Below are 20,997 nucleotides of genomic sequence, written 5' to 3'. Positions count from 1 at the left end.
AATTGAGACTTAAGCTAAGCTGAACAATTGTGAATCCTATACCGATTCGGCTCGCAAAAGTTGGGTTTTACAGCGTTTACATAGGTAACGAGTCTCACCGCGCATCACCTTATTATGGCGACGAATACTGAGTCGAATTGGGCCACATAGGCAGCGGTATTCGACATCGTTGCTTGTCACAGTCTCGGTATTAAAACTGTGGGTGGTTTTGGGATTCACCTTAAAGACTCGCCGCATTAGGGATTGCCACTCACGGCCATGGGGTTTGGTTTTGCCGTAGAGGGTGAAGCACAGAAGGTGGCAAATTTCGTGGGGCACGACTTCGGCTAAAAAAGCCTCACTGTTTTCCTTGAGTAACACAGGATTAAAGCGCAGACGATTTTGCTGTAGATGGGCCGTACCCGCACTTTTCCCCCTGAGGGTAAATTGAGTGATGGGGCGGATAAAGCTGCGTTTGAAATAGACCTCAGCCTCTTGGTAGCAGGTTTCGATTCTATCGTGAATTTGCTGTTCAAGCGGGCTAACTGCTTTGCTTTTTAATGCTTTTTTCGCACAGGGCTGGGATGATGCCTTCGACAAAGAAGCTGTTGGATAATTTTGCCCAAGTGAGTGCGCCGCTTTACGGCGAATAGAATTGAGAAGGGCGCTTGGGGATAACAGGGTCTTTGGCGATAACATCTTAGTGAGTACTAGCTCTCTGAAATAAGTCTATATCTTGGTGTGATAGGCCAAGTGGCATCATTAACAGCAATGCAGCTTACCCTTGGCATGATAACTAAGGGGGAGCGGCATTGCTAGCAAAGGGCTTTTTATCAGCCCCTATTCTAGAACTTTACTTAGCAGGGTTTGCTTACAGGCTTGCAGCGGCCTGCATTACCATGGCGCGAACCTGCTCAACAATTTGTTGTTCGGTTGGATTGTCGTAACCTTTTACCCTAGGGGTATGGATATGACCAACTTTAGCGCGGGAGTTGAATTTTTGCTGTAACACTATGGAGCGGTAGGATATTTCATTTGAGAGATAACCGCCGCCAGAGCCTTCGACCGAGGTAGCAGTTTGTAACTCGGCGAGGGATGTGGCCTTAAACTCACCGCGCGCTAAGGTAAAGACAGTTTGATTATCGTTAATCTTCCACTTGCCCTCCTGCAATTGCATTGCGGCAACGGGCAATGAAAACTCCACGAACTCTGGTCCCATAAATTCTTTGTTATTCAGCTTAGGCGCGAGCGGCGCTGTTTTGCTTGCGCCAGTGAGTACATTTTGGTTATCTGGCGCTGCCGCACTTCGGTTGCGGCCAGGGAAGCGTTCGAGGTCAAAATCGCTGCGGCCCATACTCACGGTAAACACCAACTGGGTTTTAGGGTCGCGATAAATTGGACTTAACAGAGATTCGATAATGCCTTGATCGAAATCGGCGAAACGTACTGGGATCATCGCGGTTTCAATCTGGGCTTTTTTGCCGTTCACATCGAAGCGAAATCCATCCAGCGCTAGGGCAACTAAGCCTGACGGATTACTCTGACTTATATCTTTATCGAGGAAGAAGGGATCGAATCCGGTCAGGAAGATTTTAATCTGCACATCGTCTTTGTATTGGATATCGCTAAAACCACGGGAGGACTTTTCAACGGCGCTGAGGAGAATTTTTTGTTGCCAATCTGCCATCTTAAAATCGGCGCTGGCGGTTTGCAGGTTTTTCAGCATGGATAATCGTCCCCAATAGAGGGAGCGATCGTCTGTATGGCCAGATTGCACGTCACGCACCGCCTGTTGCCATAGTCTTTGTCCTTGACGGGCGGCAATTTGCGTCGCATCCCGCTCATTTTTTTGTGCCGCTAATTGTGAGGCAAGACCTTCTTCGAGCGCTTGATAACGACTAACCACCTCGCCTAGGGACAGCTGCGCCGTCGGTAAACGGGAAATTTCAACATCACCGAACAATTGCACTGCGCTGGCCGTTTGAATAAGACTTAAGGTGAGGGCGAGGGCTAAACTGGTCTTCAACATGCTAATTTCCTTTTATTTTAATCTGTTATTCCCGTAATGGGGGGACTCCTAAGGGCGGCGTGCATAGCCAATGTTGCTCAAGGGATTACACCATTCCACTTTTCTGCCGAAAATAGGAGCCAAAAAATGAGCATCGATGGTTTGAGTATAAGAGTTTAGCCCCTGTGATTCGAGGAACTTATTGATCTTTTGAATAATTAGTCAGGAGCGGTTTGGGTAAAGAGAGTGGTTAGTGCGATGGAGATTTGAATAGGACTCGCACCTTTCGGCCAGATTTTTCTGGCCAAAGCGTAAAAGATTGGGGCAGCTTAAAAACTCAATCCTTTAATAGGGTTAACCCATTAAGGATTGGAGGCTTTCTTGGCTACTAAAGCGTTTTACAAAGAAGTCGAGGAAGGCGCTAATGTTGGTCGCTAATTGGCGGCGGCTCGAATACACCCCATAGACCTTAAAGGGCTCAATCGGCCATTCCTGCAAAATTGGCACAAGTTGGCCGTTAGCAAGCTCGTTTTTACAGGCTGAATTGGAAAGTAGAGCAATACCAAAATCGTCGATGGCGAGTTGCTTCACCATTATCGGACTATTCACCCGCACCTTACGTTGGAAGTTTACCATGGTTTTTCGTGCCCCCTTGCCTAGCGGCCAGATAGGTGCCGAACGTGAGGTACCGAGTAAAATCCCACTGTGTTCACTGAGTTCTTTAGGCGTGGCGGGGGTGCCACGTAGCTTTAGATAACCAGGGCTGGCAACCAGAATTGGCTGACGCTCAAACAGCAGTCTTGCCACTAAGTCTGAGGATTGCAATGGGCCATATTTGATAGCGATGTCATATCCTTCGCCCACCAAACCAATATCATTGTCAGTAAACTGGACATCTAATTCGACATTGGGATATAAACGCATGAATCCGCTACAGAGGTTAGCGATTAATTCTTGGCTAAATGACACCGGAATCGCGATTCTAAGTGAGCCCGCTACGTCTTCGTGAGTACTCTCAATCACAGCCTTAGCCGCTTCTACCTCATTGCGAATGGAATCACAGTGTTGGTAAAAAAGTGCCCCCACTTGGGTGAGGCTCAAATTGCGGGTGTCGCGCTGTAATAATCTTACTCCAAGCTCCTCTTCGAGCTGCGCGATCTTGCGACTAATGGTGGATTTTGGATGGCCGGTTTCCCGGGCTGCCTGGGAGAATCCCTTGGCTCGAACTACCGCTGCAAAGAGCATCATACCGTTTAAATCTGGCATGTTTTTCCCACTGTCTCATATTTGGAACATAGCGTCTTGCGCAGTTTAATGGCATTTGACGCGATAACAAAGCTATATTTATTGGCTAAAAATTTTCAGAGGCTAAAGCAGAGGATCTTTTGATGACCAGCAATAATCAGCCCAAACACACGACTCAAGCCCAAACGCCCGATCCGCTTTTTTTACAAGCCGAGCATTTGGCAAAAGATTTTTCGCTGTTTCCTAAGCACAGCAAACAGAGCCTATCAGACGAAATTAAAGGTCTGTTAAACGATGACGCCATTCAGGCAAACCTGAAGGATTTAGCATCGTTAGATGTCGACGGATACGTCGCTAAAGTTATCCAGCCGACCCAAGATAAAGGTCGTCCTGGCGCTAAGCGCATTATCGCCGATTTAAAAGGACGTTTAATCACCGAAACTCACTTGGGCTCTTTCTATAGCGCCGAAGTTGAATTGAATTTCGGTACTCGCACCCGTCGCGTCGGTTTTATCGCTCAAGAGCGTACGACCTCTAACGGCGCTTGGATGCCAGAACACCATTATGCGGCCTGTAAAGCGATTCGTCATTTTGCCGAATTGTCTATGCCTATTATCTACCTCATCGACACCCCAGGGGCCGATGCGGGCGAAGTGGCTAACAGCCAAAACCAAGCTCACTCTATTTCTAAAGCGATTGCCGAGAGTGCCAACGTTGACGTACCTACAGTAGGTATTGTTATCGGTGCGGGTTACTCGGGCGGCGCGATTCCATTAGCGGCGGCTAACATCCTGTTATCCCTACGCGATGGTATTTTCAACACCATTCAACCACAGGGTCTGCAAAGCATCGCCCGCAAGTACAATCTGTCATGGCAGGAATGTGCTAAGTCTGTTGGTGTGTCTCCAGAAGAGCTTTACACAGCAGGTTGTATCGACGGTATCATCGATTTCTCTCCGAGTGACCGCGATGAGCGTCAACACAATTTGCGCCGCGCTATCATCAGCTCTATCGAGGCTGTTGAACGTGCAGCAATGAACTTTGTGCGTGAATCTAAAGATTTACGTGAGCATTATGACCGCAGCTTAACCCGTTTCTTAAATCCATCAAAAAACCTGATGGCGCTTGAGTTAAACGCGGAATTAGCGGTAGCTAACAGCCCAACTAACCACCACAACTTATTCGGTAGCGCCTACCGTTACCTGCGTTATTTAACGCTGCGTAGCCGCATCCATTCAATCTCTCAGGAGCAATACGGACGTCTGTCACGTGTTAGCGTGCCTGAAGGTGACTTGTTAGCGCGTATCCAGCAAGAGCAGGACCGTGTTTTCCAAGCTTGGTTATCAAGCCCTGATAAGCTGGTTTACGATGAAGATCTAAACAAGCTGTGGGCGAACTTTATTGCTAAGCGCGATGAGGTCTCTACCGAGCGTAACATGCTGACGCGATTGATTTTGGGTGAGCCAAAAGAGAACTACAAAAAAGCACGTAAGGCGCTGTTATTTAACATCGGTTGGTCTTTATATCACCGCTGGAAGAGCAACGCGGCAAACAACTTCAAGGGCTTAATCCAGCACCTTGAAAATCTGCCAAAGTCTGTAACTCAAGCTAAATGGCCTGAACTGAATCAACTGACTGTGCTCGATGTGGTTGTTAACGATGAGCTGCGTGAAGATTTTATTTGGCAATGCCATAACATCCTGATCTTCAACTCACTTTACGACAACGTTGTGGGCAGCCTAGCGTCTATCGCGAAAGAAGCCATGATGTCTAAGAGCTTATCTCGCAACTCAGTGAACAATCTGCTGCACAAGTCGATTGATACTGCGCTGTCTACTCAAGATACCGCTAACGACAAGGCCAAGTTCTACAAGTGGCTGAAGTACTTTATGGGTCAATCTAACCGTGCCGATTTATTGGTGCGTGTAGAGCAATGGAAGAGCGTGGGTTTCCCGCAGCTTAACGACAGTCTGTTCGTTATCCTGACCTACTTCTTCGAGCGTTTACTGCCTGAATACTTCGACAGTGAAAGCGATAACAGCAAGTACACTGGCGCGATTAACCCTGTGCGTATCGGTCGTCGTAAGGACTTCTGGAACCGCTTAACTATGGGTTATCAAGACTTACTGATCCAGAAAGTACTCCGTGACGAGAAGCGTACCGGCAAGATGACTTGGGAAAACGTCATTAAGCAATTCTTCACTCACTTCGATGAAATCAACAGCGATAAGATGTCAGCTAACCTGCTGAATTTCCCTGGTTTCCGTTTATCAATCGAAGATGCGTTAGAGAAAGGTATTCGTCCTTGTGGTTTGATCACAGGTATCGCTGACTTTACCGAAAATGGTCAAAAAGTCCGTGTGGGTGTGGCTGTGTCTAACACGGCATTCCAAGCGGGTGCCTTCGATATGGCGAGTGCCGAGAAGTTCTCTGCGCTGTTAATCGAGTGTGCTAAGCGTAAATTGCCAGTGGTTTGCTTTATCAGCTCAGGCGGTATGCAAACTAAAGAAGGTGCGGCTGCACTCTTCTCTATGGCGGTTGTGAACGACCGTATTACCCGTTTCATCCGTGACAACGAGCTGCCAGTACTGATGTTCGGTTTTGGTGACTGTACCGGTGGTGCACAGGCGAGTTTCGTGACTCACCCATTAGTGCAAACCTATTACCTGTCGGGTACTAACATGCCGTTCGCGGGTCAAATGGTGGTACCAGCGTACTTGCCTTCGACGTCGACGCTGTCTAACTACCTGTCTAAAGTGCCAGGTGCAATGGCGGGCCTAGTCCACAACCCATTCAGCGAAACTTTAGATTCGCAATTAGCGAGCATCGATCCTTTAATGCCAATGCCAACGGCTAAGATCAATGACGTTATCATCAACGCATTGTCTACCCTAGTGGTTGAAGCGACGGTTGAAGATGATGTGATCGTACAGAACGACCCACGTCAGCTAATGAAGCCAATCAACAAGGTACTGGTTCACGCCCGTGGTTGTACTGCGGTGAAACTGATCCGTAAGGCCCACGACAACGACATCAACGTGGTGTTGGTGGCGTCAGATCCAGATATGACAGCGGTGCCTGCTGACATGCTGAAAGAGTCTGACAAGTTAGTCTGTTTAGGTGGTAACACCTCAGACGAAAGTTATTTGAACGCTTACTCAGTACTGAAAGTTGCCGAATACGAGCAAGTTGACGCACTACACCCAGGTATCGGCTTCCTGTCTGAAAGTCCACAGTTTGCTGCATTGTGTGTGAATAATGGGGTTAACTTCGTTGGTCCTAGCGTGCATTCGATGACGACTATGGGTAACAAGTCTAACGCGATTAAGACATCACAGGGCCAAAACGTACCTGTGGTTCCTGGTTCACACGGTATTCTGTCAAACGCTGAGCAAGCGGTGAACGTGGCGAGCGAAATCGGTTACCCAGTGCTGCTTAAAGCGGTACAAGGTGGTGGCGGTAAAGGTATCCAGGTCGTTAAACGTCCTGAGGATATGATTGGTTTATTCCAAAAAACCTCTACCGAAGCGGCTGCGGCCTTTGGTAACGGTGACCTGTACTTAGAGAAATATGTGACGTCATTGCGTCATATCGAAGTGCAGTTACTCCGTGACAAGTTTGGTAATGCCAAGGTATTAGGTTTACGTGACTGTTCGGTTCAACGTAACAACCAAAAAGTGGTTGAAGAATCTGGCTCAACCATGCTGCCGGATGAACTGAAGAAACAAGTGCTGGATTATACCCGTGCACTAGGTGATGCGACCGATTACATGGGTGCAGGTACGGTAGAGTTTATCTACAACCTCGATGCGAACGAAGTGTACTTCATGGAAATGAACACGCGTCTGCAGGTAGAGCATCCAGTAACGGAAGCGACTTCGGGTATCGATATCGTGAGCGCCCAGTTTGATATTGCTGCGGGCCGTTCAATCGAGCATTTGGAACCGAAGGAAATCGGTTACGCAATGGAAGTGCGTGTGACTGCTGAGAAAGCGGCGCTCGATAGCCAAGGCGTACTGCAACTGGTACCAAACCCAGGCAAGATCACTGAGTGTGTGTTCCCAGATCATCCCGATGTGGAAATCATCTCAATCGCTGCCGAAGGTAAAGAAGTCTCACCTTACTACGACAGCTTAATCGCCCAGGTGATTATGCGCGGTGAAAACCGTGAAGATGTTATCGCGAAACTGCACGCTTATTTAGACAGTGTAGTGCTGAAGGGTATTGCAACTAACATCCCATTACTGAAGCTGATTTTAAGTGACGGTACCTTCAAAGAAGGCGTCTACGACACTAACTACCTGCCGCGCTTTATGGCTGAGTTAGACATTCCAGCGTTAATCGCTGAAATGGAAGCTGCCGCTGAAACCGTTGGCGTAGATACTGAATCACTGCGTGTTGGTGAGAGTAACGAGCTGAAAGTACTGGCCCAAGGCGCGGGTATCTTCTATACCTCTCCAGCACCAGGCGAGCCTGACTTCGTGAAAGAAGGTGATATCGTGACTGCGGATCAAACGCTGGCGTTAACTGAAGCCATGAAGATGTTCTCGCAAGTGAACTTAGCGGGCTTCAACCGTCAAGGTGCAGTACTGTACCCAGAAGATAAGAAATACCGTATCGAACGTATCCTCAACAGTAATGGTCAGCAAGTATCTCAAGGTGACCTGCTGTTTGTGGTTTCACCGATTGAAGACTAATCATTCAGCCATAGCTGATAACTGAGTCGTTCTACTGAAAATCCCCGCCAATGGCGGGGATTTTTTTATGTTTTAAAAGTTTCTCAGTGCAAAGCAATGTTGATTGGCATTGTATTATTAGTTCACTTACCCCTTAACTAATTAAGGTTAATTGGTAAAGTTTGGATATAAAATGTACACTTTTAAACCAATCTAAATCGGATTTATTTTCACTCAGGGAAGGTAATGGGACGTTATGCCAGTGTCATCCTACTTTGTTTTTGCCTCCCTTTAGTGGCGAATGCCGAACGATTGGCGTCTATCTACTACCATTCCAGTGAAGATCAGCCCGCCACTATCACGACATCAATTCGTTACTGCGTCGACCCTGATTGGTTACCCTATGAGGCGATACGCGATGGCCAGCATGTGGGCATATCCTCTGATTACATTCAATACATCGAAGCCCATTCCCCGTTAAGATTCAATTTGGTGCCAACCACATCCTGGTCGGAAACCCTAAGTTTTCTGCAAACGGGTCGCTGCGATTTAACCCCGCTCCTCAATCAAACCGCCTCACGGGAAGAGTATCTTAGATTCAGCCATGTGTACTTTCGCTCCCCCAATGTGCTGGTGTCATTGAAGGATCAACCCTTTTTGCAGGGCTTTGAAAATATTGGTTCGCGAACCTTAGCCGTGCCAAAGGGCTACCGACTGGATGAATATGTGCAGCAGTACTATCCCGGAGTGCAAACGCTTGAGGTAGATAATGAGCCTGAGGGGCTTGAGGCTGTGCTCGATAAACGCGCTTCACTGTTTGTGGGCTCAATGTTCTCTGTGAATGCCTATATTCAACAAACGGGCTTTAATCATCTCAAAATTGCCGGTTGGGGCGGGCCAGAGGATGAATTACGAGTTGGGGTTACTGCGGGTAGTGAAGAGCTGCTGCCGCTGATTAACCAAGTGCTGGATAATGTCGAAGAGTTAGAGCGGATCAAGATTTATCAAAAATGGAACAATGTGGCCATTATCGACGAAACTAATTATCAGCTTATATATCAAGTGATTGCCGTAACACTGCTCATTGTGTTTTTACTGCTAAGTCGAACTTACCTCGTGAGTCAGTACAATAGGCGACTCACAGGCAAAAATGAGCAGCTCGAGGCGCTGCGCCAGCAATTGGTTACAACTAATGCTGAGCTGGAGTTTTTATCCAATCATGATCCACTCACTAAACTCTACAATCGGCACTATTTCAACCGTCAGATTACAGAAGACCTTAGGAGTGAAACCCAAGATGACAGTACCTGCCTCATCATCCTCGATATCGATTACTTTAAGCAGATCAACGATAACCTAGGCCATGCCATGGGGGATAAGATCCTGATGGAATTGTCCCATTTATTGCAGCAGGTGGTTCGTGAGACCGATGTGGTTGCCCGTTGGGGCGGGGAGGAATTTGTCATTTTGTGTAGGCACACCTCCCTCAATGCGGGGACCGCACTTTGTGAGCGTATCACCCAAGTGATTGCAGAATGTCACTTTAGTGGTGAGATCAAATTGACCTGCAGCTTTGGTATCGCCCAGCTTGGTGATGATGAGCCAATGCAGTCTTGTTTTGAACGAGCCGATAAAGCGCTGTATCAAGCTAAATCCTTGGGGCGAAACCGGATTTATATCGATGACAGCCATAATTAGTCGGTTGACCTTATTGACGCGTCACTGATGAGCAGTCAGTTGTTATTGTGCTTAGGCTGTGAAATTTAAGGATTTTGTGATTTTTAAGGGCCGAGTAGCAGTCTGAAGTGAGGATTTTTGCCTAAAGCTTCGCCATTTGATGCAATGAAAGAGGTTATCACCGTCACAAAAAATTCAATATCCGAGAAATTATTTGTATTTTGCAAAAATTTATTAAATGTATGAAAAATAAGCCTAAGTAATTTATTTTGTTGTTTTTGTGTATTTTTCTACATTTTTTTAGCGATTTTTACGCGACTTTATCGTGAAAAATTGCAAGAGCCATTTGCGCATAGCTGGGTTCCAATTTACAATATGCGCCTTAAATCTGATGTGCGGTGTGTCGGTTGTTTGTCGCATACTCCGTCTACTTCTTAAACTAATCATTAAAGTTGAATCATGACCGAATTATCCAAATACAGAAACATTGGTATCTTCGCTCACGTTGACGCGGGTAAAACCACGACCACCGAGCGTATTCTTAAGCTAACCGGTAAAATCCATAAGATCGGTGAAGTTCACGATGGTGAATCAACAACTGACTTCATGGTTCAGGAAGCTGAGCGCGGTATTACCATTCAATCAGCAGCTGTAACCTGCTTCTGGAAAGATCACCGTTTCAACGTTATTGATACCCCTGGACACGTTGACTTCACCGTTGAAGTTTACCGTTCTCTGAAGGTTCTTGACGGCGGTATCGCTGTATTCTGTGGTTCTGGTGGTGTTGAGCCACAATCAGAAACCAACTGGCGCTATGCTAACGAATCTGAAGTTGCTCGTATCATCTTCGTAAACAAGTTAGACCGTATGGGTGCTGACTTCTTACGCGTTGTTAAGCAAACTAAAGACGTTCTGGCTGCTAACCCACTGGTTATGGTTCTGCCAATCGGTATCGAAGACGAATTCACTGGTGTTGTTGACCTGTTAACTCGTAAAGCTTACGTGTGGGACAACACTGGCTTACCAGAAAACTTCGAAGTACAAGACGTTCCTGCTGACATGGTTGACTTAGTTGAAGAATACCGTGAAATGCTGATTGAAACTGCTGTTGAGCAAGACGATGAGCTGATGGAAGCGTACATGGAAGGCGAAGAGCCATCTATCGATGACCTGAAGCGTTGTATCCGTAAAGGTACTCGTGAACTAGCATTCTTCCCAACATTCTGTGGTTCTGCATTCAAGAACAAAGGTATGCAACTGGTTCTAGACGCAGTGGTTGATTACCTGCCTGCGCCAAACGAAGTTGACCCACAACCTTTAACTGACGAAGAAGGTAACGAAACTGGCGAATACGCTATCGTTTCTGCTGACGAAACCTTAAAAGCATTAGCGTTCAAGATCATGGACGACCGTTTCGGCGCCCTGACCTTCGTACGTATCTATGCTGGCCGCCTGAAGAAAGGTGACACCATTCTTAACAGTGCAACTGGTAAGACTGAGCGTATCGGCCGTATGTGCGAAATGTATGCAAACGATCGTATCGAAATTGAATCGGCTGAAGCTGGTGACATTATCGCTATCGTTGGTATGAAGAACGTACAAACTGGTCACACTCTGTGTGACGTGAAGAACCCAGTTACGCTTGAAGCGATGGTGTTCCCAGAGCCAGTAATTTCTATCGCAGTTGCGCCAAAAGACAAGGGCGGCAGCGAGAAGATGGCTATCGCTATCGGTAAGATGATCGCAGAAGATCCATCATTCCGCGTAGAAACTGACGAAGATTCAGGTGAAACCATCCTTAAAGGTATGGGTGAACTGCACTTAGACATTAAAGTGGACATCCTGAAGCGTACTTACGGTGTTGAGCTGATCGTGGGTGAACCACAAGTAGCATACCGTGAAACCATTACTCAAATGGTTGAAGACCAATACACCCACAAGAAACAATCTGGTGGTTCTGGTCAATTCGGTAAGATCGAATACATTATCCGCCCAGGTGAGCCAAACTCTGGCTTCGTGTTCAAGTCTTCAGTTGTTGGTGGTAACGTTCCTAAGGAATACTGGCCAGCAGTTGAGAAAGGCTTCGCGAGCATGATGAACACTGGTACTATCGCTGGCTTCCCAGTGTTAGACGTTGAGTTCGAACTGACTGACGGTGCTTACCACGCAGTTGACTCTTCAGCAATCGCGTTCGAAATCGCTGCTAAAGCGGCATTCCGTCAATCTATTGCTAAAGCTAAACCACAACTGCTTGAGCCAATCATGAAAGTTGACGTGTTCAGCCCAGAAGACAACGTGGGTGACGTAATCGGTGACTTAAACCGTCGTCGCGGCATGATCAAAGACCAAGTTGCTGGTGTAACTGGTGTTCGCGTTAAAGCTGACGTACCGTTATCAGAAATGTTTGGTTACATCGGTACTCTGCGTACTATGACTTCAGGCCGTGGTCAGTTCTCTATGGAGTTCTCACACTACAGCCCATGTCCAAACAGCGTTTCGGACAAAGTTGTTGAGCAAGTTAAAGAGCGTAAAGCTGCTGAAGCTAAGAAGTAATTCTTAACTCTCTGAGATAACTTCTCAAATAAAGACCGCTGCAAGCCAAGGCTAGCAGCGGTTTTTTTTATGGGCGAAATAAAGTGAGTGTGAAGTGAGTGCGCTCTGGTAAAACTCTTTCTTGGCGTCTTATTAGGTGCAAGGTTAGTAACGGACGTGCGTAAATCTTATTAATCCATGGCTCTGAAGAGCCCCTTTATCACTTGTTTTATACGTTTCTAAATAGGTTTAAACATCTGCTTGAGTGGTAATCTTTAAGCCTAAATCAGCAACAAAAAAAGCCACCCAGAATACTGGATGGCTTTTTAGATTCAGACGGCTTTTACAGATGAAATCAAATTATTTACCGTATTGATTTTCAACAATTGGGGTTTTATTTTCCGCCTGCGCTACGTGGCACTGGGTGCAGAAATAGTTATGCCCATTTAAGGTGCCCTTATCATCAATCACATGGGATTTGGCTAAAGGCGTTGCCTTCATGCGTGGCGCTTTATCCCAGCTATGGCAGCTCAAACAGCTGTTCTTATCCTTGGTAATTTTATAGTCATCCTTGTGGGGGATGAGGGGCGGTTGCTCGGCAAAGTTACGCTCAATGGCGCTGCCCTTAGCGGGGTAAACTGGCATAGCATCGGCTGGGCGCACATCGGTTATCTTGCTGTCGCCTGCAAGGGACTTAACATTGACAGGCTCGCCGATAGCGCCCTGTTGACCTGAGCAGCCGCTAATAGCAAATAGAATTGCGGCTAGGGTGAGTAATTTTTTCATTTGTCATTCTCCGCCTTCAAGGCAATTGTTGACGAATTTTTCATCTTAAAGTGATGGCGTTATGCCATTCATCCAGTGTTTGCATTGCGCTATTGCAGGTATTTTGGGGATTGAGTGGTGCGCCCTTGGGCTTATCATTTCCAATTGCAGCCTCGTCAAAGGCTGCAAACCCTGCTAATTAGCTCAAGCCTTTGTAACTTTCACTGGGCACTTCTTAAAGTCAGTTTCCTTCGACAGTGGATCGGTTGCATCGAGCAGTAGCTTATTGACTAACTGACGCGCATCGAAGAAGGGCATAAAGGCCACACCGCGTGGTGGTTTGTTACGGCCTTTGGTTTCGACGCGGGTTTTCACTTCACCACGCGGGGAAGCCACAACCACCTCATCGCCACGTTGTAGACCGCGCGCTTTAGCATCTTCAGGATGCATAAAGATTTGTGCGTCTGGATAGGCTTTATAAAGCTCAGGAACGCGTGCTGTCATTGAACCTGTATGCCAATGCTCGAGTACACGGCCAGTTGACAGCCAGAGATCAAATTCGCTGTTTGGCTCTTCGGCTGCAGGCTCGTAGGGCAGGGCGAAAATCACCGCGCGGCCATCGGGCTTACCGTAGAAGTTAAAGCCTTCACCCGCTTTGACATAAGGGTCGCTGCCTTCCACGAAGCGGCGTAGGGTTTCTTTGCCGTCCACAACTGGCCAACGCATACCACGGGTCTCGTGGTAAAGGTCAAAGTCGGCTAAGTCGTGACCATGGCCACGTCCGAAGGCGGCGTATTCTTCGAAGATGCCCTTTTGCAGATAGAAACCAAAGTGGGCGCTTTCATCGTTCAAATCGCCTTTACAATCGCTGCTTGGGAATTTGTTGATCACGCCGTTAGCAAACAGGACTTCGTATAGGGTTTTATCCGCGTAGGCTGGTTGCTTCGCAATCAGCTCTGCAGGCCACACTTCGGATACTTTGAAGCGCTTTGAAAACTCAACTAATTGCCACAGGTCCGATTTAGCGCCCTCGGGGGCTTTAACCTGTTGGTGCCACATATGGGTGCGACGCTCGGCGTTACCATAGGCCCCTTCTTTTTCTACCCACATTGCCGTTGGCAGGATAAGGTCAGCCGCCATTGCGGTGATTGTTGGGTATGGATCGGATACTACGATAAAGTTTTCTGGGTTACGGAAGCCAGGGTAAATTTCATCGTTGATGTTGGGACCCGCCTGCATGTTGTTGGTGCACATGGTCCAATAGCAATTAAGTTTGCCATCTTTAAGCATGCGGCTTTGCAGCACGGCATGGAAACCTGGTTTTGGCGGAATTGTGCCTTCGGGCACTTGCCAAATTTTTTCGGTAATGGCGCGGTGTTTATCGTTCGCGACCTCCATATCCGCAGGTAAGCGGTGGGCAAAAGTCCCAACTTCGCGGGCCGTACCACAGGCAGATGGTTGGCCTGTTAATGAGAATGGACTATTACCTGGAGTGGCGATTTTACCTGTGAGCAAGTGCAAGTTGTAGAGCATGTTGTTTGCCCATACGCCGCGCACGTGTTGATTGATACCCATGGTCCAAAGACTCATGACCTTCACCTTAGGATCGGCGTAGGCCTTGGCTAAGGTCAGGAGTTTTTCAGGTTCAACGCCACTCATTTTGGCCGCATATTCTAAGGTGTAAGTGCTGACGAACTTGGCATACTCATCGAAGTTAATTGGGCTCGATTTTCCGTTGCCAGGGTTTTTGGCCTTTTTCTCCAGCGGATGGTCAGGGCGCAGACCGTAGCCGATATCGTCGACACCCAAGGCAAACTTAGTGTGTTTATTCACAAACTCGAGGTTTACCGCTTTGTTTTGGATAATGTAGTTCGCGATAAAGTTAAGGATCACGAGATCTGACTGTGGGCGAAACACCATTGCGTTATCGGCCAAATCGAAGCTGCGGTTTTCGAAGGTCGATAACACATGCACGCGAGAATCGGTATGGCTTAAACGGCGATCCGATAACCGTGCCCAAAGAATAGGGTGCATTTCAGCCATATTGGCACCCCATAGCACGAAGTGGTCTGCGGCTTCTAAATCATCGTAGCAACCCATTGGCTCATCGATACCAAAGGTGCGCATAAAACCGCCCACGGCCGATGCCATACAGTGGCGAGCGTTAGGGTCGATGTTGTTAGTCAGGAAACCTGCCTTATGCAGTTTAGAGGCGGCATAACCTTCCCAAATGGTCCATTGACCCGAACCGAACATACCGACTGAGGTTGGCCCTTTAGTGGCGATGCTATTTTTCCACTTAGCGGCCATAGTGTCGAAGGCGACATCCCAGCTCACAGGGGTAAATTCACCTTCTTTGTCGTATTTGCCATCTTTCATACGTAGTAATGGCGTGGTTAATCTGTCCTTGCCATACATGATTTTTGATAGGAAATAGCCCTTAATACAGTTGAGGCCTTTGTTCACTGGGCTTTCAGGATCGCCCTTAGTTGCAACCACTTTACCCGCTTGAGTACCTACTAATACGCTACAGCCTACGCCACAGAAACGGCAGGGGGCTTTATCCCATTTGATGTTATCGGACTCGGCGGCTTCCACCATTTTAACGGGAAGCGTTATGCCAACGGCGGTAGCAGCGGCAACCGCTGCGTTAGCCTTGAGAAACTCGCGGCGGCTAATGCTCATAGTGTTTCCTCACTTTCTTGTTCTAAAGAATCTACTTGGTGGTAAATCAAGCTGGCAGATAACACGCCAGTCAGGGCATTGATGGCTTCAACATTGTCGAGAATGGTTTTTTGGCTATTTCCTTCAAGGGTAACGACTAACTTGCCCTCTGGAGTAATTGCGTGGATATCGCACCCGTTGAGGGCGCTAATTGACGCTTCAACCTGTTGTAAGGCATGGGGGGCGGCATGTACCACTAGGCTGGTGACATGGTATTCCTGACTCATAGCGGTGACCTTTAATTGATAGCGGCTCAATTGACTCCTAAGGGACAATTGAGTGTTGGTACTACGAGTCTAGACCCAATTATTTTTGTGGGTATACCTCTTATGAGGTAATGGGAGGGATAATCGATCGGGATCAAAGTTTTCGATGTGATCCAATTCTCAGTTTGAAATTTGGCCACGATTCAATCTGGACAGAAACGAGTCCGTCATCTAAGTCAAAGATTCACAGACGGTTTCAATGGGGCTTAAGACGTTATTGGTTGTTAATTTAGTATCCTGTCAGCTCCATATATCCAACTCCAGAATGGCTGCCATTGAGACTGACTGGGCCTTCCCAATAGGAAGTGGATAACGCCATTGAACTATTGGGATTTAAGGGGGCGACCTTCAGGTCAATTTGCTCACTAGGGATGGAGATTTGCCACTCTACGGGGTAGCGGGCAGTTTGAGTGTCATGAAACTTAAGGGCTTTCATTTCAATGGCCTTAGGATTATCGCGCGAAGTGATATTACGTCCCGTGCCATCCTTGAACATGCGTCTTGCGCTATAAAAGCCCTTTTGGGGCGACTGTGCAGCAGAGGTATTCCTCAACTGAAACACCATCAGGGTGGAATCATCGTCAAGGCGAAGAGCAAACCAGTCCCAGCCTTGTTGAGCTTTGGTCAGAAACTGTGAGCTCCATTCCCTATCTAGCCAGCCAAATCCGGTAACGTCTTCGAGATGGCCATTTCGTTCTATTTGCCCGCTGACTTCGATAAAAGGTTGGCTGTAGTAATAGGATGCGACTTCACCATCTAGGCTCTTAATGCTGAAGCCATTATCTCCCTGAAGCTGCAACGGGGCTTGGCTGCTGAGCTGTAGATTGAAGCTGAAATCACTGTTCCTGACCTTTAACGTGGCAGGAAATAGGTCGTCAGATTCACTCTGCCAGCGCCAATCATCAAGGTAAATCTGGTAGGGGCTTGGGTTTACATTCGCAAGTTTAGGATGGGCGCGAGACCATTTCTCGTGAGCAAGGTGCTGCTCCTGAGAGGTCAGGGCGCTATGGGCAAAATACAGCTGCTGTGTTGCCCAATCGGATTGAGCATCTTCGGATGAAGTCGCATCAAGCGAATTCTTTTGGGAGACTTGGAACTCTGACGCAAGTGCCACTCTAAATTGGGTCCATTGCAGCCCCAAAGGCTCGCCATTTTTTGTTTTAAGGTTGGCGGTGAAATACCACCATTCCTGCCTAAAGCCATTGTGGGCTAAGTGATCTTGAGGAAAGCGCAGGGAGGCGTTGGGCGTGACAGCCAAAAAGCGATTACCAGCAGTAGTGTTAGGGCTTCCCAAAATGTTGCCCATGGATTGAGTCGAGGGAGTATCGCAGCCTGCTAGCTGCAGTCCCATAAAAACGAGTGTTGTTAGGATGGGCAATTTGCGGCTCATAGGGTTTCCTGTTGCAAGCTGGAGACCAATGGCCTACGGGTTTGCCAATAGAGGGGAAAACCAACCGCAAGCGTACAGGTCACTAGCGCAATTCCAATGGCCTTGGCGTAGGCAAGCCAATCCCAACTCATTTGTATCGTCCAGCCAAAGGCCTGCAGGGTAATTTTATGGATAAGCAGATACCCAAGCAGTGCGCCCGTCGGCATGGCAATGAAGCAGGTAAGTAGGACAACTAACAGCATTTGAGTAAAGACTAAGATGCGTAATTGACTACGACTAACCCCGAGGGCATAGAGTCTTGCTAGTGGTGCTTGCCGCGCTTGCGTGAGCATCAAGCAAGTGCTGAATAAACCAATGGCGGCGACCAAAAGGGTCAAACTGTTCAGTACTAATGTAATGGAAAAGGTACGCTTAAATAGAGCTATTGCCTGGGTTTTGATGTTGCTTTGGCTATAAACCTGCGCAGGGGAGAGGTTTAGTTCAGTGGTCATTTGCCGCTGCAGTTTTTCAAGCTGCATTTCATCGACATTATTGCCAAACATACGACTTACACTGAAGGCCAAGCTAATCGGAAGCTCGGGTAAATGTGCCTGTTGCCAAAGGCTATGGCTAATGAGTAATTCGTTTGCAGTATTGCCATGGTCGAAATAGATGCCAGCAACCTTAGCGTGGGTGTTACCAGTTCTTGCGAACACATCCAGACTCACGTCATCCCCAAGCTTCAGGTTGTGTTTAATGGCAAGCGGCTCGCTCACGAGAAGATAATTCCCCTCGAAAAAAAACGACCACAGTTCGGGAAGGTTTTCCTTCATCACGCTGGTGTTTTTAATGGACTCTCTATCGCGGCTAATAAGGTTAACATCAATCCCTGGAGAGTCCCCTTCATGGTTCGAGAGTTTGGCCGTAATAGCCCACTGCTGATACAAGTGCTCCACCCTTGGATCCCGCTGTAATTTGGCTTGCACTTCGCCCATGCGCTCGGCGTTAGGACGCAGATAGATATCGGCATGAAGGCGGGTTTCAAGCCATGCCTTAAGTGTCCGTTCAAAGCTGCCAACTAAGGTATTCATCGACACATTGGCGCTCAGCGCCAGCAATATCGCCATCATCGCAAGGGAAAGCGGCGCAATCAGTTCACGGGTTTCCTGAACTATATAATGACGAAGGCCGGTTTGTGCTAGGGGCTGTAATCCTCTCACGCCCCAATGTAGTAGTTGTGGCAATAGCAGCGGAATGGCGACCGCAACCATCCCCAGCAGGACTAGGCTTATGTTGTAGTCTTGGCTGAAGGGAAAAACGATTACAGTAAGTAGCAGCAGGCTACAGGCAAAGATAAATTGCCCGCGGTGTTTTTGGCTAGCGGCTTGGGATTGTTGATAGCGCTGCGCACCTTGGGCGAGGGGTTGCCTCGTTAGGTCAAAGTACAAGGGCAGACAGGCTCCAAGCGCTGCAACTAGGGTGAGCGCAATCGCCTGTGCCAACCACTGCCATTGCCAAATTCCTGGCAGTAGATGCGCGCCATACAATTGCTCCAAAGTGAGCGACACCATAGGCTGCAGCCAGTGACTGAGTTGCAGACCCAATATAAATCCAAGTCCCGAACCTAAAAACACTAACACCAGAAGTTCAGTGAGCAGGGCAAGCATCATGTCCGACCGTTCTAATCCCTGCTGCAATAATTGGATGAACAGTCGCTGGCGTTTCATCAGGCTGTAACGTACGCCGTTGTAAGCGATAAAAAGCCCAACCACAAAGGCAAGCATACTCATCGCATTAAGGTTGAGGTGAAAGCTTCGAGTAAGGGCAATGAGTCCCTGTCCTTGATCTTCTTCGCTAAAACTGGCTCTAGCTGGGGTAATCCCTATTTTGGCGAGGTGTTGTTCAAGCTGTAGGTTGGTTTTATTGGCAGAGGAGGCTGTATGCTCCTCGGGATGATACAGCGCGATGTAACTCAATCTGCCCTCCATACCTAATAGGCGTTGGGCAAGGGAGATATCACCTAGAATCGCACTGCCTAGGCCTAAGTCATCATCGACCATCACGACGTCGACCTTGTGTTGTGCCAGTACTAACTGGCCATCGGGAGCGATTTTCTGTGCTTGGCTTTGGCTCATTAGAACAATCGGCTCGCCACTGAGTAGTGCTGCTAAAGGCAGTTCGCCAAGACTATTGCGAGCATTGCTTTGGGGGGCTTTGGATTGTCTTTGCAATGTCATTGCCGCAATAATATCGCTACCCGATATCGTCCAGAACTGTCCATTAGTGCCTGCGACTCGACCTGTCACTACCGCAAGACTTTGGCTCAATCCCGCTTGCCTTAAATCAAAATAGACTGACTCATCTAGATATTCTTGACCAGCGGGGGCAGTCAGCAGCGCATCGGCGCGTTGACTCAATAATTCGGTCGCTTCACTGTAGCTTCGAATCGCATTGTCGTTGGTGGCTTTAACGCCGATGAGTAGCGTTACTGCCAGGGCAAGTCCCAGTAAAATCGCTCCTGCTTGCAGCGGCGCTTGGCGATAGTGGCCGATAAAAACCCGCAGCAATAGGCTAGCTCTGTTGAGCCTTTGAGCCATATTTGAGGAAGTGCGAGTGACATGGGTTTGCATAGCCGCGTTTAACCGTAAATGGCGACATTGCCATGGGACAAGTGCCAGCGTTTTTGCATAAAGGCTGCGCACTCTTCGCTGTGCGTCACCATCAAAATACTGGTTTTACTTTCTTTTGCGAGCTCACAAAGGAGTGACATTACCTGTTTTCCCGACACATCATCGAGGTTGCCCGTCGGCTCATCGGCCAGCAATAAACTGGGTTTATGGGCCAGTGCTCGGGCAATGGCAACTCGCTGTTGTTGGCCGCCGGATAGCGCCTCTACGGATCTATGCAGCATTGCTTCAAGCCCAAGTTTTTCGACCAGATAATCACACCATTCTGACCATGTCTTACCGTTCAATTGCAACGGAAAGGCAATGTTGTTTTTTACATTGAGAGGCGTGAGTAAATTAAATTGCTGAAATACGACGCCTAAAGATTGGCGCCTAAACTGACTCCAGTGGGCATCTTGCCATTCATGGGTGGGTTGCTGATTCAGTGATATCTGACCTTGGTCTGGTTTTTCAAATCCGGCAATCAAATTGAGTAGTGTGCTTTTGCCGCTGCCACTGGGGCCGGTCAATGCGATAGTTTCACCCGCGTGAAGGGTTAAATCGACGGCTTGCAATACGCTGTGGCGAAGCTCGCCATCGCGAAAGCTTTTAGAAACCTGGGTCAGTTGGGCGACGACTGTCATGCAATCTTCCATGGCAAAACAAGTACTAAAGATAAAGCATTCTAGGGCATTTTCGGTACTGATATTTAGTTTCACCTCAGAAAATTGGGTGTTTTTATTTTGTATGACTCCATAGGCTTGAGCTCATCGCGGATTTATTGCATTCTGTGCGTCCTGTTAGGGGCAAGGCAACTTGCGCTTTAACAATCCGTTCGGATGAAGGTAGCAGGAGAGTGGGGAATTGACCCCACACCGACGAGGCAACTTTGTTTTGATGATTAAGACAAAGCACTCTTTCAGGTGCCATAGGGCGTGGACTGTTACTGGACGAGCCTCTGGAGAGACTACTTACCACAGAGTGTTAGGTGGCGCCGAAGGCGAAAGTAGTACCTCACTCTAAAAGGTGCTGCGAAACGCTCAGGCAAAAGGACAGAGGAGAGGATGACTGCATTTCCCTGTCTTGGGCG

At 47.9% G+C, this 20,997-nt stretch carries 12 protein-coding genes and 1 riboswitch; of the genes, 3 read left to right on the top strand and 9 right to left on the bottom strand.

The genetic code is table 11. The features are described 5' to 3' along the window. Positions 1–36: 36 nt before the first annotated feature. From K0H61_RS14495 to K0H61_RS14485, 3 genes are all read right to left on the bottom strand, one after another. Positions 37–678: a SprT family zinc-dependent metalloprotease gene (locus K0H61_RS14495; RefSeq protein WP_434086590.1), complete on the bottom strand. Its 642-nt coding sequence runs from the start codon at positions 676–678 to the stop codon at positions 37–39. A 172-nt stretch (positions 679–850) separates the two neighbouring features. Continuing rightward, the gene (locus tag K0H61_RS14490; RefSeq protein ID WP_220050196.1) at positions 851–2,008 is read right to left on the bottom strand and encodes a PA0049 C-terminal domain-containing protein; all 1,158 of its coding nucleotides are present in this window, start codon (positions 2,006–2,008) and stop codon (positions 851–853) included. Between the two features lie 333 nt (positions 2,009–2,341). Further along, positions 2,342–3,253: a LysR family transcriptional regulator gene (locus K0H61_RS14485; protein ID WP_220050195.1), complete on the bottom strand. Its 912-nt coding sequence runs from the start codon at positions 3,251–3,253 to the stop codon at positions 2,342–2,344. A gap of 122 nt (positions 3,254–3,375) precedes the next feature. Between K0H61_RS14485 and K0H61_RS14480 the strand changes: the two genes are divergently transcribed. The 3 genes from K0H61_RS14480 to fusA all read left to right on the top strand — a co-directional run bounded on the left by K0H61_RS14480 (position 3,376) and on the right by fusA (position 12,138). Then, complete coding sequence (locus K0H61_RS14480; protein WP_220050194.1) at positions 3,376–7,929, top strand: ATP-binding protein; 4,554 nt, start codon at positions 3,376–3,378, stop codon at positions 7,927–7,929. A gap of 225 nt (positions 7,930–8,154) precedes the next feature. Next, on the top strand, positions 8,155–9,606 hold the full coding sequence (locus tag K0H61_RS14475; RefSeq protein WP_220050193.1) for a diguanylate cyclase domain-containing protein: 1,452 nt from the start codon (positions 8,155–8,157) through the stop codon (positions 9,604–9,606). A gap of 438 nt (positions 9,607–10,044) precedes the next feature. After that, entirely contained in the window at positions 10,045–12,138 is a 2,094-nt protein-coding gene (gene fusA / locus K0H61_RS14470) for an elongation factor G (protein ID WP_220050192.1), read from the top strand. A gap of 339 nt (positions 12,139–12,477) precedes the next feature. Here fusA and K0H61_RS14465 read toward each other — a convergent pair whose 3' ends face one another. From K0H61_RS14465 to K0H61_RS14440, 6 genes are all read right to left on the bottom strand, one after another. Then, positions 12,478–12,903, bottom strand: coding sequence for a nitrate reductase cytochrome c-type subunit (locus K0H61_RS14465; protein WP_220050191.1), 426 nt, complete (start codon positions 12,901–12,903; stop codon positions 12,478–12,480). A gap of 183 nt (positions 12,904–13,086) precedes the next feature. After that, a complete protein-coding gene (gene napA / locus K0H61_RS14460; RefSeq protein ID WP_220050190.1) occupies positions 13,087–15,567 on the bottom strand; it encodes a nitrate reductase catalytic subunit NapA in 2,481 nt (826 codons plus the stop codon). Then, complete coding sequence (locus tag K0H61_RS14455; protein ID WP_220052738.1) at positions 15,564–15,833, bottom strand: chaperone NapD; 270 nt, start codon at positions 15,831–15,833, stop codon at positions 15,564–15,566. The genes napA and K0H61_RS14455 overlap by 4 nt, the downstream gene beginning before the upstream one ends. A gap of 268 nt (positions 15,834–16,101) precedes the next feature. Then, positions 16,102–17,262 carry a lipocalin-like domain-containing protein gene (locus tag K0H61_RS14450; RefSeq protein WP_220050189.1) on the bottom strand — a complete coding sequence of 387 codons (1,161 nt, stop codon included), beginning with the start codon at positions 17,260–17,262 and terminating at the stop codon, positions 16,102–16,104. Further along, the gene (locus tag K0H61_RS14445; RefSeq protein WP_220050188.1) at positions 17,259–19,871 is read right to left on the bottom strand and encodes an ABC transporter permease; all 2,613 of its coding nucleotides are present in this window, start codon (positions 19,869–19,871) and stop codon (positions 17,259–17,261) included. The genes K0H61_RS14450 and K0H61_RS14445 overlap by 4 nt, the downstream gene beginning before the upstream one ends. Positions 19,872–19,879: 8 nt before the next feature. Further along, entirely contained in the window at positions 19,880–20,551 is a 672-nt protein-coding gene (locus tag K0H61_RS14440; protein WP_220050186.1) for an ABC transporter ATP-binding protein, read from the bottom strand. Between the two features lie 304 nt (positions 20,552–20,855). Beyond that, positions 20,856–20,973, top strand: a riboswitch (glycine riboswitch). The last annotated feature ends 24 nt before the right edge of the window (positions 20,974–20,997 follow it).

The sequence above is a fragment of the Shewanella acanthi genome, from assembly GCF_019457475.1.
Classification (GTDB): Bacteria; Pseudomonadota; Gammaproteobacteria; order Enterobacterales; family Shewanellaceae; genus Shewanella; species Shewanella acanthi.
The sequence above is the reverse complement of the archived record's forward strand: the minus strand, read 5'-3'. Positions and strand labels throughout refer to the sequence as shown.